This window comes from Trinickia sp. HAY1-2D (assembly GCF_056754935.1).
Window position 1 is genome coordinate 3538150 of record NZ_JBPGWX010000002.1, and the last position, 15671, is coordinate 3553820.

General features: G+C 64.5%; 16 protein-coding genes. 9 read left to right on the forward strand and 7 right to left on the reverse strand.

The genetic code is table 11. The features are described 5' to 3' along the window. Position 1 precedes the first annotated feature (1 nt). The 8 genes from kynA to ACR9ZC_RS23540 all read left to right on the forward strand — a co-directional run bounded on the left by kynA (position 2) and on the right by ACR9ZC_RS23540 (position 8258). Positions 2 to 907, forward strand: a complete 906-nt coding sequence (kynA, locus tag ACR9ZC_RS23505) for a tryptophan 2,3-dioxygenase (RefSeq protein ID WP_481582100.1) — start codon at positions 2 to 4, stop codon at positions 905 to 907. Positions 908 to 1028: 121 nt separating this feature from the next. Further along, positions 1029 to 1514, forward strand: a complete 486-nt coding sequence (locus ACR9ZC_RS23510) for a Fur family transcriptional regulator (RefSeq protein ID WP_331568086.1) — start codon at positions 1029 to 1031, stop codon at positions 1512 to 1514. Positions 1515 to 1537: 23 nt separating this feature from the next. Next, entirely contained in the window at positions 1538 to 2467 is a 930-nt protein-coding gene (locus ACR9ZC_RS23515) for a metal ABC transporter solute-binding protein (RefSeq protein WP_481582101.1), read from the forward strand. Then, positions 2464 to 3357: an ABC transporter ATP-binding protein gene (locus tag ACR9ZC_RS23520; RefSeq protein ID WP_481582102.1), complete on the forward strand. Its 894-nt coding sequence runs from the start codon at positions 2464 to 2466 to the stop codon at positions 3355 to 3357. Before ACR9ZC_RS23515 ends, ACR9ZC_RS23520 begins: the two co-directional genes overlap by 4 nt. Beyond that, the gene (locus tag ACR9ZC_RS23525) at positions 3350 to 4138 is read left to right on the forward strand and encodes a metal ABC transporter permease (RefSeq protein WP_331568089.1); all 789 of its coding nucleotides are present in this window, start codon (positions 3350 to 3352) and stop codon (positions 4136 to 4138) included. Before ACR9ZC_RS23520 ends, ACR9ZC_RS23525 begins: the two co-directional genes overlap by 8 nt. Before the next feature lie 107 nt (positions 4139 to 4245). Next, complete coding sequence (gene dalD / locus ACR9ZC_RS23530; protein ID WP_481582103.1) at positions 4246 to 5646, forward strand: D-arabinitol 4-dehydrogenase; 1401 nt, start codon at positions 4246 to 4248, stop codon at positions 5644 to 5646. Positions 5647 to 5746: 100 nt separating this feature from the next. Next, positions 5747 to 7237 carry a xylulokinase gene (xylB, locus tag ACR9ZC_RS23535; RefSeq protein WP_481582104.1) on the forward strand — a complete coding sequence of 497 codons (1491 nt, stop codon included), beginning with the start codon at positions 5747 to 5749 and terminating at the stop codon, positions 7235 to 7237. Between the two features lie 40 nt (positions 7238 to 7277). Continuing rightward, positions 7278 to 8258, forward strand: a complete 981-nt coding sequence (locus ACR9ZC_RS23540) for a sugar-binding transcriptional regulator (RefSeq protein ID WP_331568092.1) — start codon at positions 7278 to 7280, stop codon at positions 8256 to 8258. A gap of 38 nt (positions 8259 to 8296) precedes the next feature. On the opposite strand, the gene ACR9ZC_RS23545 is transcribed toward ACR9ZC_RS23540, so the two are convergent. The 6 genes from ACR9ZC_RS23545 to ACR9ZC_RS23570 form a co-directional block, all read right to left on the reverse strand. Next, complete coding sequence (locus tag ACR9ZC_RS23545; protein ID WP_440560481.1) at positions 8297 to 9418, reverse strand: ABC transporter ATP-binding protein; 1122 nt, start codon at positions 9416 to 9418, stop codon at positions 8297 to 8299. After that, positions 9406 to 10149 carry an HAD family hydrolase gene (locus ACR9ZC_RS23550; RefSeq protein WP_481582105.1) on the reverse strand — a complete coding sequence of 248 codons (744 nt, stop codon included), beginning with the start codon at positions 10147 to 10149 and terminating at the stop codon, positions 9406 to 9408. The genes ACR9ZC_RS23545 and ACR9ZC_RS23550 overlap by 13 nt, the downstream gene beginning before the upstream one ends. Further along, entirely contained in the window at positions 10146 to 11006 is an 861-nt protein-coding gene (locus ACR9ZC_RS23555; protein ID WP_331568095.1) for a carbohydrate ABC transporter permease, read from the reverse strand. The genes ACR9ZC_RS23550 and ACR9ZC_RS23555 overlap by 4 nt, the downstream gene beginning before the upstream one ends. After that, entirely contained in the window at positions 11003 to 11938 is a 936-nt protein-coding gene (locus ACR9ZC_RS23560) for a carbohydrate ABC transporter permease (RefSeq protein ID WP_481582106.1), read from the reverse strand. Before ACR9ZC_RS23560 ends, ACR9ZC_RS23555 begins: the two co-directional genes overlap by 4 nt. Positions 11939 to 12107: 169 nt before the next feature. Beyond that, positions 12108 to 13454, reverse strand: a complete 1347-nt coding sequence (locus tag ACR9ZC_RS23565; protein ID WP_481582107.1) for an ABC transporter substrate-binding protein — start codon at positions 13452 to 13454, stop codon at positions 12108 to 12110. Between the two features lie 92 nt (positions 13455 to 13546). After that, positions 13547 to 14320 carry an L-iditol 2-dehydrogenase gene (locus ACR9ZC_RS23570; RefSeq protein ID WP_481582108.1) on the reverse strand — a complete coding sequence of 258 codons (774 nt, stop codon included), beginning with the start codon at positions 14318 to 14320 and terminating at the stop codon, positions 13547 to 13549. A gap of 199 nt (positions 14321 to 14519) precedes the next feature. Here ACR9ZC_RS23570 and ACR9ZC_RS23575 point away from each other — a divergent pair, with 199 nt between their 5' ends. Continuing rightward, on the forward strand, positions 14520 to 14786 hold the full coding sequence (locus ACR9ZC_RS23575) for a hypothetical protein (RefSeq protein ID WP_481582109.1): 267 nt from the start codon (positions 14520 to 14522) through the stop codon (positions 14784 to 14786). A 13-nt stretch (positions 14787 to 14799) separates the two neighbouring features. On the opposite strand, the gene ACR9ZC_RS23580 is transcribed toward ACR9ZC_RS23575, so the two are convergent. Continuing rightward, entirely contained in the window at positions 14800 to 15555 is a 756-nt protein-coding gene (locus ACR9ZC_RS23580; protein ID WP_440561423.1) for a YoaK family protein, read from the reverse strand. Positions 15556 to 15671: the final 116 nt, after the last annotated feature.

A 15671-nucleotide genomic window follows, 5' to 3' on the forward strand; every position in this document is an offset into this window, starting at 1 on the left:
CATGACCGATCACATGGATCTGCCCGAGTTGCCGGACGTATCCGGTGCCGGTACCGCGAAAGCCGGCAGCGCAAGCGCGCGCAACGGCGAAGGCTGGCATGACGCCAAGCTCGATTTTTCACAATCGATGAGCTATGGCGATTACTTGTCGCTCGAATCGCTGCTGTCCGCGCAGCATCCGCTGTCGCCCGATCACAACGAAATGCTGTTCATCATCCAGCATCAGACGAGCGAACTCTGGATGAAGCTCGCGCTGTATGAGCTGCATGCGGCGCTCGATTGCGTGAAGCGCGACGCCCTGCCGCCCGCCTTCAAGATGCTCGCGCGCGTGTCGCGCATTCTCGAACAGCTCGTTCAGGCGTGGAATGTTCTGGCCACGATGACACCGTCCGAATACACCGCCATGCGCCCTTATCTCGGCCGGTCGTCGGGCTTTCAGTCGTATCAATACCGGCAAATCGAATTCATGCTCGGCAACAAGAACGCGCAGATGCTCAAGCCGCACGAGCATCGGCCGGACATCCTGGCGGCCGTGCGCGCGGCGCTCGAGGCCCCCTCGTTTTACGACGAAGTGGTCAAGCTGCTTGCGCGACGCGGCTTCGCGATCGCACACGAGCGGCTCGAGCGCGACTGGACCTCGCCCACCGTCTACGACGCTTCGGTCGAAGCGGCATGGCTCGAGGTCTATCGCAACCCGTCGCAGCACTGGGAGCTCTACGAGATGGCCGAGGAACTCGTCGATCTCGAGGACGCTTTTCGCCAGTGGCGCTTTCGTCACGTGACGACGGTGGAGCGCATCATCGGCTATAAGCAGGGTACCGGCGGCACAGCGGGCGCCCCGTATCTGCGCAAGATGCTCGACGTGGTGCTTTTCCCCGAGCTTTGGCACGTGCGCACCGTGCTTTGAAACGAGGAAGCGCCGTTGCTACCGCGGCGCCTTGCCGATACCCCCGCGTAGCGAAGCGGTTTTCCGGCAAAGCGGATGATATGTTATATCATGTCACCCATACTCAATCGGGACCGAAGTCATGTCCGCTGCCGCTCACTCCCATTCCGTCGCCGATCGACTCGCGCGCGCCGATGCGTTCGCGGCCGAGAACGGCCTCGCGCTGACACCGCTGCGTCGGCAGGTCTATGCACTCGTTGCGGGTGCGGGCAAGCCGATCGGCGCCTACGACCTCCTCGCGGCGCTCGAACCCGAGCGCGGACGGGTGCCGCCCACCACGGTCTATCGCGCACTCGACTTTCTCGTCGAGCACGGCTTCGTGCATCGAATCGAATCGCGCAATGCGTTCGTCGCCTGCTGCGAGGTCGGCAAACCGCATCAGAGCCAATTCCTGATTTGCGAGCGTTGCGGCGAAACCGTCGAGATTCCCGGCGACGAGCTCGCCGAGCGCCTGTCCGCGACGCCGCCTGCGCACGGGTTCGAAGTCCACAAGCAAGTCGTCGAGTTGAGCGGACTGTGCGGCGAATGCAAGGCGCAGGGCCGGTCCGCGCCGCCGCGCTCTTCGTAACGTCGATACCAAGGAAAACATTGATGAATTCGATTGCCAAGATTCGGCGCATCGGCCGCAATAGCCGGACCGTCGCCATCGCGAAAGCCGTCGCGGCGGGGTTCGCCGCGTTGTCGATGAGCGCAGCCGCGTTCGCGGCCGGCGACGTCAAAGTCAATATTGTGGCGGCCGAGAATTTCTATGGCGATATCGCGAGGCAAATCGGCGGCGACCATGTCGACGTCACGAGCATTCTCAGCAATCCCGATCAGGATCCGCATCTGTTCGAGGCCAGTCCGAAGACGGCGCGGGCGCTGCAGCACGCCGCGATCGTCGTCTACAACGGCGCCGCGTACGATCCGTGGATGGAAAAACTGCTCGCCGCGTCCAAGGGCGGCCAGCGCACGACCATCGTCGCAGCCGAACTCGTCGACAAGAAGAGCGGCGACAACCCGCATCTCTGGTACGCCCCGCAGACGATGCCGGCCGTCGCTCGCAAGATCGAGGCGGCACTGGTTACGGCCGACCCGACGCACAAGGCCGACTACGACCGGCATCTGGCGGCCGTCATCGATGCGCTGAAGCCGATCGACCAGAAGGTCGCCCAGTTGCGCGAGCGCTATCGCGGCACGCCGGTGACCGCAACGGAGCCCGTGTTCGGCTATCTTTCGGACGCGATAGGCCTCGATATGCGCAACATGCGCTTTCAGTTGGCCGCCATGAACGACACGGAACCGAGCGCCAGCGATATCGCGGCGTTCGAGCGCGATCTGCGCGAGCGGAAAGTCCGCGTGCTGATCTACAACAGTCAGGCAACGGAAGCGCTGACTAAAAGGATGCTCCAGCTCGCGAAGCACTCGGGCGTGCCGACGGTGAGCGTCACGGAAACGCAACCGGCGGGCAAGACCTTCCAGCAATGGATGCTCGCTCAACTCGGCGCGCTCGAGGCTGCGCTCGACGCGAAACAACCATGATCGAGGCAATGGCAACGGCAATGGCGTCGGCCCGCGGCTGCGCACTCGAGCTCGAGCGCGTCACGATCGCGCTGGGCGGGCGCACGATCCTTGCCGATACCGATCTCACCGTGGGCGCAGGGGAGTTTGTCGGCGTGCTCGGCCCCAATGGCGCGGGCAAAACCACACTGCTGCGCGCGATTCTCGGGCTGGTCCCGCTCGCGCACGGAACGATCCGCATCGCGGGCGAGCCGATCGCCCGCGGCAACCCGGGCATCGGCTACATGCCGCAAGTGCGCAGCGCGCTTGCCGGCCGGCGGCTGCGCGGGCGCGACTTCATCGCCATGGCGGCGGACGGACATCGTTGGGGCCTGCCGCGTACCGATGCGGCCACGCGCGCCGAAGTCGAGCGGGTCCTGGATCTCGTGGACGGCCAAGCGTTGGCCGAGCGCCCCCTGTCCGAGCTCTCAGGTGGCGAGCGGCAGCGACTTTTGCTGGCGCAATGCCTGCTCGGCCAGCCGCGCCTGCTGCTGCTCGACGAGCCGCTCATCAGCCTCGATCCGAGCCATCAACGCGGCGTGGTGGAACTCGTGCGCCGCGTGCAGCGCGAGCTGGGCATCACCGTGCTCTTTTCCGCACACGAGCTGAACCCGCTGTTGAGCGCGCTCGATCGCGTGCTGTATCTCGGCAACGGTTCCGCTGCGCTCGGCACCGTCGACGAAGTCATCACTCGGCCGGTGCTGTCCCGGCTCTATGGCTCGCCGATCGACGTCATGCGCGTGAACGGCCGCATTTTCGTCATGTCAGGCGACGTCGAAATCGAAAAGCACGATCACGCGCACGAGGGCGAGCCAGGAGCCGGCAACGGGCACGGCCACGTCCATTCTCACGGGCATACGCACGATGTTTGAATACGACTTCATGGTCAACGCGTTCGCGGCATCGGGCATCGTTGCGGTGCTGGCCGGAATCGTCGGCTACTTCCTCGTCATGCGCGAGCAGACATTCGCGGGGCATGCCCTGTCGCACGTCGGCTTCACGGGCGCGACGGGCGCCGCGCTGATCGGCGTCTCGCCGCTCTGGGGGATGATTGCGTTCACGCTCGCCGCGGGGCTTTCGATGGGCGCGCTCGGCGAGCGGCTGGCCGGACGCGATGTCGCCATCGGCGTCGTGCTCTCGCTTTCGCTTGGCTGCGGACTGCTGTTCCTGCACTTCTTCACGGCGTACGCCACGCAAATCACGGCACTGCTGTTCGGCAACGTGCTCGGCGTCACGCATACGACGCTCGCCATACTGGCCGGCATCGCGGTGGCGAGCCTCGTCGCCCTCGGCGCAATCATGCGCCCGCTCGTTTTTGCGACGCTGCAACCCGAGCTCGCCGAAGCGAAGGGAGTCTCGCTGCGCGTCGTATCGATGCTGTTCCTGACGATCGCCGCGCTCGCCGTGGCGGCCTGTACGCAGATCGTCGGCGTGTTGCTCGTCTTCACGCTGATGGTCGGCCCTGCCGCGGCGGCGCAGAACATCTCGACGCGCCTTCGCAGCGGGATCGCGCTCGCCGCGGCGTTTGCGCTGGCGCAGGCGTGGCTCGGCGTGACGCTCGCGTTCTATACCGATTGGCCGACGAGCTTCTGGATCACCGCCCTCGCCGCACTCGTCTATCTGGCGAGTCTGCTCGCGCGACGCCGATCTTGACTTTCGCTCCGCGCAAACCGATCATTCGCTCATCGACAGAACAAAAGATCGACCCATCGCATTGAATCAGCGATTGGGGTCATATCTGACTGGATCGGAGACAAGCGATGGACAATGCGCAGCGCGGCGCTTCAAATGTAATCGTCCACCTCGGCGCGGGATCGTTTCACCGCGCCCATCAGGCGTGGTATCTGCATCGGCTGCAGCAGGCCAGCGCGCCGGGCGAGCCTCAGTGGTCGCTCACGGTCGGCAATATCCGCGGCGACATGAATGCCGTGCTCGACGCACTGGCGGCGCAACACGGGCGCTATACGCTCGAGACCGTCACGCCGCAAGGCGAGCGCGCCTACGAAACGGTCGGCTCGATCGGCCGCGTGCTGCCGTGGTCGCCCGGGCTCGAGGCGCTCATCGAAGCGGGCGCCGATCCGGCGTGCAAGATCGTCTCGTTCACGGTGACCGAGGGCGGCTATTACCTCGACGAACACGACCGGCTCGATACGGCCAACGCGGACCTCGCCGCCGATCTGCGCGGCGGGCGAACCACGATCTACGGTGCGCTCGCTGCCATTCTCGAAGCCCGCCAATCCCGCAATGCCGGCCCCGTCACACTGCAAAGCTGCGACAACCTGCGCAGCAATGGCGAGAGGTTCGAAGCGGGCATGCGCTCGTTTCTCGCGTTGAGCGGCCGCACCGCGCTCGCCGAGTGGTTCGAGGCCAACACGTCCTGCCCCAATTCGATGGTGGATCGCATCACCCCGCGCCCCACACCCGAAGTTCGCGAACGCGTGAAGGCGGCGACCGGTGTCGACGACGCCTGTCCCGTGATGGGCGAGGCCTTCATCCAGTGGGTCATCGAAGATCGCTTTTGCGCCGGGCGTCCGGCATGGGAGCGCGTCGGCGCGGAACTCGTCGAATCGGTGCTGCCCTACGAGGAAGCGAAAATCCGCATCCTGAACGCGAGCCACAGCTGCATCGCATGGGCCGGCACGCTCGCGGGGCTGACGTTCATTCATGAAGGCACGCACGACGCGCAGATCCGCAGGTTCGCGTACGACTATGTGACCGAGGACGTGATCCCCTGTCTCACGCCGAGTCCGCTCGATCTCGCCCGCTATCGCGACGTCGTGCTCGACCGCTTCGGCAACCCGTATATCCAGGACACGAATCAACGCGTGGCCGCCGATGGCTTTTCGAAGATTCCAGGCTTCATCGCGCCGACGCTGTCCGAATCCTTTGCGCGCGGCGTCGAGCCCAACGCCACGGCGGTCCTGCCCGCGCTCTTTTTCCGCTTTCTCGATCGCTGGCGGCAAGGCGCGTTGCCCTATACCTATCAGGATGGCGTGATGGACGAGGCCGCCGCGCGCGGCATGTTCGACGCGCCCGATCCACTGGCCGCTTTTTGCGCATCCCGGCTGCTGTGGGGTGGGCTGGCCGACACTCCGGCCCTCCTGGCCGCGCTGCGAAGCGCGCTCGAACGTGTCGACGGCTGGCTCGCCTCGGGTCGCTGAATCGATATCGGCAGGGCTCACCCCCATTGCAGTGCATCATTGCGCCCGGCTAAAGTAGCGCATCGCGCTTTTCGACTCCGAATCTGAAGGGCTCACAGCCATGTATCTCGGCATCGATCTCGGCACGTCCGAAGTGAAGGTCTTGCTGCTGGACCCGAACGGGCACGTGCTCGGCACGGCCGGCTCGCCGTTTTCCGTCTCGCGGCCGCATCCGCGCTGGTCCGAGCAGAACCCCGCCGACTGGTGGGAAGGCACCTGCATTGCGCTCGCGAAGCTGCGCGAGTCGCACCGCGAAGCGTTTTCGCAGGTGCGCGGCATTGGACTCTCCGGTCAGATGCATGGCGCCGTCTTGCTCGACGAGCAGGACCGCGTGCTGCGCCCCGCGATTCTCTGGAACGACATGCGCAGCGTCGACGAATGCGAAGCGCTGACCGCACGCGCGCCGCGACTGCATGAAGTCGCCGGGAACCTGGCCATGCCGGGTTTTACGGCGCCGAAGCTGCTGTGGGTCGCGCGCCACGAACCCGAGCTCTTTCGCCGTACCGCTACCGTGCTGCTGCCGAAAGACTATTTGCGCCTCATGATGACGGGCGACAAGGTCTCGGATCCATCGGACGCCGCTGGGACGCTCTGGCTCGATGTCGCACGGCGCGACTGGTCCGACGAACTGCTCGACGCATGCGATATGAAACGCGCGCAAATGCCCCGCTTGGCTGAGGGCAGCGCCCCGTCCGGCGTGCTGCGGCGCGAGCTCGCGCATGAATGGGGGCTTGCCTCGAACGAGATCGTCGTTGCGGCCGGTGGCGGCGACAACGCGACGAGCGCCATCGGCATCGGTGCGACGGAGCCGGGCGACGGTTTCGTCTCGCTGGGTACGTCCGGGGTGCTATGCGTCGTCGGAGATCGGTTCCTGCCGAATCCGGCCTCGGCCGTTCATGCGTTTTGCCATGCCATTCCCGACCGCTGGCATCAGATGAGCGTGGTGCTGTCCGCGGCGAGCTGCCTGCGCTGGGTCTGCAAGCTGACCGGCACGGACGAGCCGACGCTCGTCGCCGAAGCTGCCGCGCTCCCAACGGAGGCGCTCGCCGATGCGCCGATTTTTCTGCCCTATCTGTCGGGCGAGCGCACGCCCCACAACGATCCGTTCGCGCAAGGCGTTTTCTTCGGCATGACGCATGCGACCGATCGCGCACTGCTCGGCTACGCCGTGCTCGAAGGCGTGACGCTCGCGCTGGCCGACGGGCTCGACGCCTTGGCTGCCGCCGGGACCAAGCCGAACGCGCTCTCGCTGCTCGGCGGCGGTGCGCGCAGCGCCTACTGGGCGCAGTTGCTCGCCGATGCGTTATCGACTCCGACACGCCAGCATGGCGGCGGAGAAACCGGCGCGGCGCTCGGCGCGGCGCGGCTCGGATGGCTGGCGGCGGGCGGCGACCCGGCGCAGGCGTTGGCCAAGCCGCCCATCGTCGCGGAGTTCGCGCCGAACGCCGAGCGGCATGCTCGATTGCGCAGGCGGCTCGATTCGTACCGGGCGCTCTATCGTCACGTGCGGCCGCTGTTCGATCCGGCACATCGGCAAGTCGCCTGCATGTAAGCGGCCCAAAACGTTTCTCAGTCCTACCGGCATCGCATCCGTGTCCAAATCCAACGACAAGCTCGAACTTGCAACCCGCGCGGCCTGGCTCTACTACGTAGCCGGCGATACGCAAAACGAGATCGCCGAGAAGTTGCAAGTCTCGCGCCCCGTTGCGCAGCGGCTCGTGGCATTCGCTGTCGAAAAGAATCTGATTCGTGTGCGCGTCGAGCATCGCTTGGCCGATTGCCTCGCGCTGGCCGCGCGCCTGTCGGAGCGATACGGCTTGTCGATGTGCGAAATCGCACCCGTCGACGACGACAGCCCCGAAGCCATCGGCCGCAAGCTTGCCGTCGCGGGCGCGCAGGTCATGGAACGCTATCTGAGCGAAGAAAAGCCGATGATCGTCGCCGTCAGCAGCGGCCGTACGCTCAAGGCTGCCGTCGATCAACTCGCGCAGATCGAGCGGCCGCAGCATCGGCTCGTCTCGATGGTCGGTGCGATCGCGCAAGACGGATCGTCGAACCGTTACGACGTCGCGCTGCATATCTCGGAGAAGACGGGCGGCAAGCACTTTCTGCTGCCGGCGCCGCTGCTTGCCGATAGTGAAGCCGAGCGGGCGCAGTGGTGCAACCACCGTCTTTATCGCATCGTCGAAGGGCTGTCCGCGCAAGCGGACGTGGCATTCGTCGGCATCGGCGACATCGGGCCGCAATGCCCGCTTCATGTCGACGGCTTCATCACCGCGGACGAAGTGCAAGAACTCACGCGCCTCGGCGCCAGGGCGGAAATGTTAGGGCTGCCGATCAATGACGCAGGCGCACGCGTCGAATCGTCGACAGGGCGGCGCGTGACGAGCCTGCAGCTCGATGCGCCGCCCAAACGCCCGACGATCGGTTTTGCGGGCGGCCCGCGCAAGCATCGCGCGGTGCTGGCCGCGCTCAAAGGCGGCTGGCTCTCGGGGCTGGTGACCGATGAAGCGTGTGCGCGCGTGGCGCTCGGCGAGAGTGCTGGCGAGACGCGGCACGTGTCGGGGCGCTAGAGCGACATCGATCGCCTTTGGCGCCCCGCCCCCGCGGCTTACGCTGCTGACAGTACCTCGACGATTTTCCGATCGAACGCCCGGCCCTCTTGATCGAACAGATGGCAGTGCTCCGGGTCCGCGCCGAGCCTCAGCGCCTCGCCCCGCTCATGCCGCTCGAGCGGGGGAATGCGCGCGATCAGTCCGTCGGGCGCCACCGGGGAATCCGCGTAAAGATAGGCGGCATCGCCAAGCGACTCGACCGCGGTCACCGTCGCTGCCACACCGAACTCGCTGCCACCCGCGGCGCGTACGTGCAAGTGCTCGGGGCGAACGCCGACCGTGACCGGCTCGCCCTCGCGTACGCCGCGCGGCTCCACGGCCACTTGTTGCATCTCGCCGGTTTCGTAGCGCACGAGCACGCCATCGGCCCCTGAGCTCTGCACGACGCCTGCAAGGAAATTCATCTTCGGCGAACCGATGAAACCCGCCACGAAGCGGTTCGCAGGCGCGTGATAAAGACGGTTCGGGCTGCCGACCTGTTCGACGTTGCCGGCGGACATCACGACGATCTTGTCGGCCAGCGTCATCGCTTCGACCTGATCGTGCGTCACGTAGATCATCGTGGTCTTCAAATCGTCGTGCAGCCGCGCGAACTCGAGCCGCATTTTCACGCGCAGCGCCGCATCGAGGTTCGACAGCGGCTCGTCGAATAGAAACACCTTGGGCTTGCGCGTAATCGCGCGCCCGATCGCCACGCGCTGCCGCTGGCCGCCCGACAGCTGCTTCGGTTTGCGGTCGAGCAGGTGATCGATATGGAGGATCTTGGCGGCATTGCGCACGGCCTCTTCGATCTCGGCCTTCTTCGTGCCCGCGAGTTTGAGGCCGAACGCCATGTTGTCGTAGAGCGACATATGCGGATAAAGCGCGTACGACTGGAACACCATGGCGATGCCGCGTTTGGCGGGCGGCACTTCATTCATGCGCGCGCCATCGATGGTCAGCTCGCCGCCGCTGATGTCCTCGAGGCCCGCGATCATCCTGAGCAGCGTCGATTTCCCGCAGCCGCTCGGGCCGACGAACACGACGAACTCGCCATCGGCGATATCGAGATTTACATTGCGCAGTACTTCGTTCTCGTCGTAGCGCTTCGCAATGCCGCGCAAGGTCACGCTTGCCATGATTCGTCTCCTTTCATATCGGTCGATGCCCGCGCGAACGCGTCGCCCGAGTCGAGCCATCGGTCGACGAGCGCCGGCAGGCGGCGCATGTCGTCGAATACGTGTCGTGCGCCCGCGGCCGTGAGCGCATCGAAGTGTTGATGAGTCGCGTGCCCGCCGCCGATGAAGCCGAGCGCCGTCATACCCGCGGCACTCGCGGCCGCGACCCCGGCCACGCTGTCCTCGATGACGAGACATGCCTGCGGCGGCACGCCCAAACGATCCGCCGCGGCAAGGTAGACATCGGGTGCAGGCTTCGGCCGCGCGACGCGATCGGCGCAAAAGAGCCTATCGCCGAAAAAGCGCGCGAGCCCGGTGCGCGCCAGCACAGCCTCGACGTAGCCCGTGTAGCTGTTGCTCGCGCAAGCCTTCATCAGCGAAACAGCGTCGAGCGCCGCTTCGACGCCCGCGACCACGGGCGCGTCGCGCGCCGCGGCTTCGACACTGCGCCTGATCGCTTCGATTTCTTCGCCGCGCAACGCCTTGCCGAGCTCGGCCGCACTGTCGCCGAGCACGCGCTCGATACGCAGCCCCAGCAGCGGCATCACGACGGGCTCCACGTCGACATCGGGCCATCGCGCACTGAGCTCGGCGATCAGCATCTGTGCCGCGACCGCTTCGCTGTCGATGAGCACCCCGTCGCAATCGCAAATCAGCAGCCGGTCGGGGCGAGCAGGGATCGATCCCGTCATTTCACGGCTCCAAACGTCAAGCCGCGAACGAGCTGCTTTTGCGAGACCCAGCCGACGAGCAGAATCGGTGCGACGGCGAGCAGCGATGCAGCCGACAGCTTTGCCCAGAAGAGCCCCTCCGGGCTCGAGTACGATGCGATGAACACAGTCAGCGGCGCGGCATGCGAACTCGACAGATTGATGCTCCAGAACGCTTCGTTCCACGAGAGGATGACGAGCAACAGCGCGGTGGACGCGAGCCCCGGCAGCGCCATCGGCGTGAGCAGATAGACGATTTCCTGCCAGGTCGACGCGCCGTCGATGCGGCCGGCTTCGAGAATGTCGCGCGGAATTTCGTTGAAGTACGTGAACGCCATCCAGACCGCGATAGGCAGGTTCATCAGCGAATAGACGATGACGAGGCCCCAGACCGTATCGAGCAGTCCCATGTTCTTCCAGAGCAGGTAGATCGGCACGAGTACGCCGACGGACGGCATCATCTTCGTCGAGAGCATCCACAACAGCAGCTTTTGCGTGCGCCGCGTTGGAAAAAACGCCATCGTGTAGGCGGCCGGCACCGCGAACGCGAGGCACAACAGCGTAACGCCGGCCGAGATCAGAATCGAGTTGCGCGCGAAAGCAAAGTAATCGCTGCGGGCAAAAACCTCCCTGAAACTGTCGAACGTCGGCGAAAAGATGAGCGAAGAGGCATAGGCGTCGCGCTCCGTCTTGAATGCGGTGATCGTCATCCAGAAGATCGGAAAGAACAGCGCGAGCGAGATCAGCCACGCGAATGTGCCCGGTATCGCGCGCTTGAGCGCGGCGAGCGACGGCAATGGCCAGCCCGTGCGGGCGGCAGGCAGCGTCGGATGGCTCATTTGTCGTACTCCCCTTTGAGGTTTTTCGCGAGCATGCGCACGAGAAAGAACGCGACGACATTCGCGAGCACGACGGCGAGAATGCCGCCCGCCGACGCGAGACCGACATCGAACTGCTGCAGACCGAGCGCATAGATGAGGTACGACAGGATCGTCGTCGCATTGCCCGGGCCGCCCGAGGTCGTCGTGTAGATCTCCGCGAAGATCGACAGCAGGAAAATCGTCTCCATCATGACGACCACCGCAATGGCACGCCGCAGGTGCGGCAGCGTGATGAAGAAGAACATCGCGATGGGGCCGGCGCCATCGATGCGCGCCGCTTCTTTTTGCTCTTCGTCGAGCGACTGGATCGCCGTGAACAAAATCAGAAACGCGAATGGCAGCCATTGCCAGGCGACGATCACGATGATCGAGAACAGCGGGTAGTCGGCCAGCCAATCGATGGGCTGCATGCCGAAAGCGCGCATCAGGTCGGCCATGACGCCGTAGACCGGATGCAGCATCATGTTCTTCCAGATGAGCGCGCTGACCGTGGGCATGACGAAGAACGGCGCGATCGCGAACAGGCGTGCAACACCCTGGCCGATGAATTTTCGATCGAAGAGTACCGCCATCAACACACCGCCGACGACCGTAATACCGAGCACCGACCCGATCAGCTCGAGCGTGTGCACGATCGAGGGCATGAACGCAGGGTCGGTGATCAGATAGCGGTAATTGTCGAGGCCGGCAAACCCGGTGGCATCGGGATTGAGCAGGTTGTAGCGCGAGAACGAGTACCAGATCGTCATCGCGAGCGGAATCGTCATCCAGAGCACGAGGACCGCGACAGAAGGCATCGCAAGCCAGCGTGTCGGCAATGCGCGCCGCTCGGGACTCGGCACGGCGGCCTCGTTCTCCGCATGCGCCATGGGAAGGTGAAGATGTCGCATCGTTAAGGCCTCCTGATCTTCCGTCACCTCGTTACATCGGCCCGGCGCGTCTTGCTCGACGTGCCGGGCGGACGGCACGGGACCCGACGATGCGTATTTCACGTATTGCACGCATCGTCCGATCGATTACCGCGTTTCGGGTCCCGCTACCGCGGGTGCGTCTTGCCGGTTACTTTTGATAGCCCGCTTGCCGCACCGCGCGATCGGCCGCCGCGTTACCGGCCGCAAGCGCCTGATCGACGGACATCTGGCCCGCGAGCGCGCCCGAGACGCTCTGCCCGACTACCGTACCGAACGATTGAAACTCAGGAATGCCGACGAACTGCACGCCGGTGTAGGGAACGGGCTTCAACGTCGGGTGATTCGGGTCGGCCGTCTCGATCGCCTTCAGCACGAAGTCCGAGAACGGCGCCGCCTGCTTGTACTCGGCGCGCGCATACGTCGATTGGCGCGTGCCGGGCGGCACGGAAGCCCAGCCTTCGTCCTTCGCCACGAGTTCGATATAGGGCTTGCCCGTCGCCCAACCGATGAACTTCTTCGCGGCATCCTGCTGCTTGGACGTCTTCGGAATGGCGAGTGCCCAGGCCCACAGCCAATGCGAGCCGTTCGCCGTGACTTCCGTCGGCGCCGCGGCGAAGCCGATCTTGTCGGCCACCTGCGACTGCTGCTTGTTATAGAGCATGCCGGCAGCCACCGTCGCGTCGATCCACATCGCGCACTTGCCCGAGGACATCAGCGTCAGGTTTTCGTTGAAGCCGTTCGAGCTGGCGCCCGGGGGGCCATCCTTTTTCATCAGATCGACATAGGTGCTGACGGCCTTTTTCCATTCGGGCGTGGTCAACTGTGCGTGCCATTTCTCGTCGAACCAGCGGCCGCCGTAAGCATTGACACGCGTCGTCAGGTAGGCCATGTTTTCGCCCCAACCCGCCTTGCCGCGCAAGCAGATGCCGTAGATGCCGGCCGACTTGTCCGTCAGCTTGTCGGCAAATTGCGTGATCTGATCGTAGGTCGGATTCGGCGGCATGGTCAGGCTCTTCGCCGCGAACAAATCCTTGCGGTAGAACGTCATCGAGCTTTCCGCGTAAAACGGCAGCGCGTAGAGGGTACCGCCGGACGAGAGGCTGTCGCGCACGGGTTTGAGGACATCGTTCAGGTCGTAGTCGGCGGGCAGATTCGTCATCGGCGAGAGCCAGCCGCGCTTGCCCCACTGCGGAGCCTCGTAGGCGCCGATCATCATGACGTCGAACTGGCCGCTGCCCGTCGTGATATCGGTCGTGGCGCGTTGGCGCAGCACGTTCTCCTCGAGCACGACCCAATTGAGCTTGATATCCGGATTGGCCTTTTCGAACTCCGCCGAGAGCTTTTTCATCTCGAGCATGTCGGGATTGTTCACGACAGCGATCGTGACGGTCGCAGCCGATGCGGCGCTGGCGGCGCCTCCCGCCGCGCAAGCCAGCACAGCGGCGCCCAACGCCTTGTACGCAAAACGGCGGGCGGTACCGAATTCAGATTGCATCGTGTGTCTCCTAGTCTTGTACGTTGTAGGGAACTGCTCGGGCTCACGCCGCATCCGTCAGCCTTTGTTGTAGGCGCGCATGCGGAAAAGGTCTAGCTCATCCAGTTGCCGCCATCGACATTGAGTGTTTGCGCCGTGATGTAGTCGGCGTCGGCCGAGGCCAGAAAAAGCGCGGCGCCCGTGAGATCGGCGGGTACACCCATGCGCCCGAGCGGCACGGCTTCGCCAACGAGGCGTTTTTTTTCGCCGAGCGGCCGGTTCTCGTAGCGGGCGAACAAGGCGTCGACGTCTTTCCACATCGGGGTGTCGATGACGCCCGGGGCAATGCCGTTCACGTTGATCTTATGGGGCGCGAGAGCCAGGGCAGCCGATTGCGTGTAGCTGAGGACGGCGGCCTTCGTGGCGCAGTAATGCGACACGAGCGCTTCGCCGCGGCGGCCTGCCTGCGAGGACATGTTGATGATCTTGCCGCCCCGGCCCTGCTCGACCATGCGCCGGGCCACTGCTTGCATCATGAAGAACATGCCCTTCACGTTGACGGAGAACAGCTTGTCGAAGATGTCCCACGATTCGTCGAGCAGCGGGCGCATATCGAAGATGGCCGCGTTGTTGAACAGGATGTCGATGCCGCCGAAGCGCTCGACGGTGCCGGCCACGATGCGTTCGATGTCCTCGCGGCGCGTGATGTCGGCGGTGACGGCATGGACGCGATCGGGGTGCCGTTCGACGAGCGAGGATATGGCATCGACGGATTTGACGTCGACCAGCATACAGCGAGCGCCCTCGCTCACATACCGCTCGGCCACGGCCTCACCGATTCCGCTCGCGGCGCCCGTCACAATCGCCACTTTTTCGCGCAATTTCACGAAACGTCTCCGATTGGGTAATGAAGTGACCCGTTTTCTTTGCCGGTGAGCTATCGCTCAACGGCAGAGCATTTGCTCGTTTAGTGATCGAATGATCGGATACGCGCTCGGGGCTGTCAAGCGCGGGAAAGCGGTTTCGATGTTGCAGTGCGGGATGATGGATTGCTGTCCGACTTGTCCTATCGGATCGGCAGACGTCGTGCAATTGAACTCCCGTCCGACAATTGACTACCGGGAGATCGGCATGACGGGAATCGCCAATGAAGACGCGTTGCCCTTAGGATTGACGCCAGAGCCCACGGAACACGACGCTTGGTTCCGTGCACGGGTGAGAGAAGCGTTGGAAGACGATCGTCCGCTTGTTGCCGACGCACAAGTCGAGGCTCATTTTGCCAAACGCCGTCTTGGCTTCATGGCGGGTGAGATTGCGGATCCCGACGATTTCGACCGCATGGGGACCGAATAAAGCTCCGGCGGTCTTAGCCCCGCGGCCCCAGCATGTCGTCCACCAACGGCACTGCGGCGAGCGCGAGTAGAACCGTTGCGAGGGGCACCGTCGATACGAAGCCGAGATGCTTGAAGCCGATCGCGCCCGCGAGCCCGCCGCAAATGAACGCGGCCAGCAATGAGGCCAGGAGCACCAGCTTCTGCCGATCACCGCGCACGAACAGCGGGTCGGGCGCCTCGTCGCCGCGCGACGCATTCCAGTAAAAGAGCTTGCCGAGTTCAATGCCAAGATCGGTGACGAGTCCTGTCACATGGGTGGTACGAATCTCCGCTTTCGAAATCTTCGTGATCATCGCGTTTTGCAGCCCCATCACGAAGCACAGCAGCGCCACGGTAGCTGGCACGAACAGCACCCGATGGCCCTCGAGGTGCGAGCCGAGCAGCCCGAAACAAAGCAGTAGCATAGCTTCGAGCATTAGCGGCATGGCGTAGAGACTGGTCAGCGCACGTCTGCGGCCCCAGTTGATCAAGATGGCCGAAGTCGCCGCGCCGCAAAGGAACGAGAGCAAAGACGCCACGCAGGTCACTGCCGTCTCGATGCTGCCGAGCGCCAGAGAGTCGGCAAACGTGGAGGCGATCCCCGACATATGCGACGTGTACTGCCCCACGGCAAGAAAGCCGCCCGCATTGGCGGCGCCTGCGACGAACGCGAGCGAGCGCCCGAGCCGACGATTGGCTTCGTCGGTACGCTCGGGCATGGTGAACCCGCGGAGGTATTGAATCGGCATGCTGAACGGCTCGCGCGTCGTCGAAACGGCGCATAAAGACGCGCCGCTGAGACCGCGAAGGCACATGTCAAGCATTGGCGCGCAGCAAATCGTAGCACGCCGCCAATCGTCGCGCT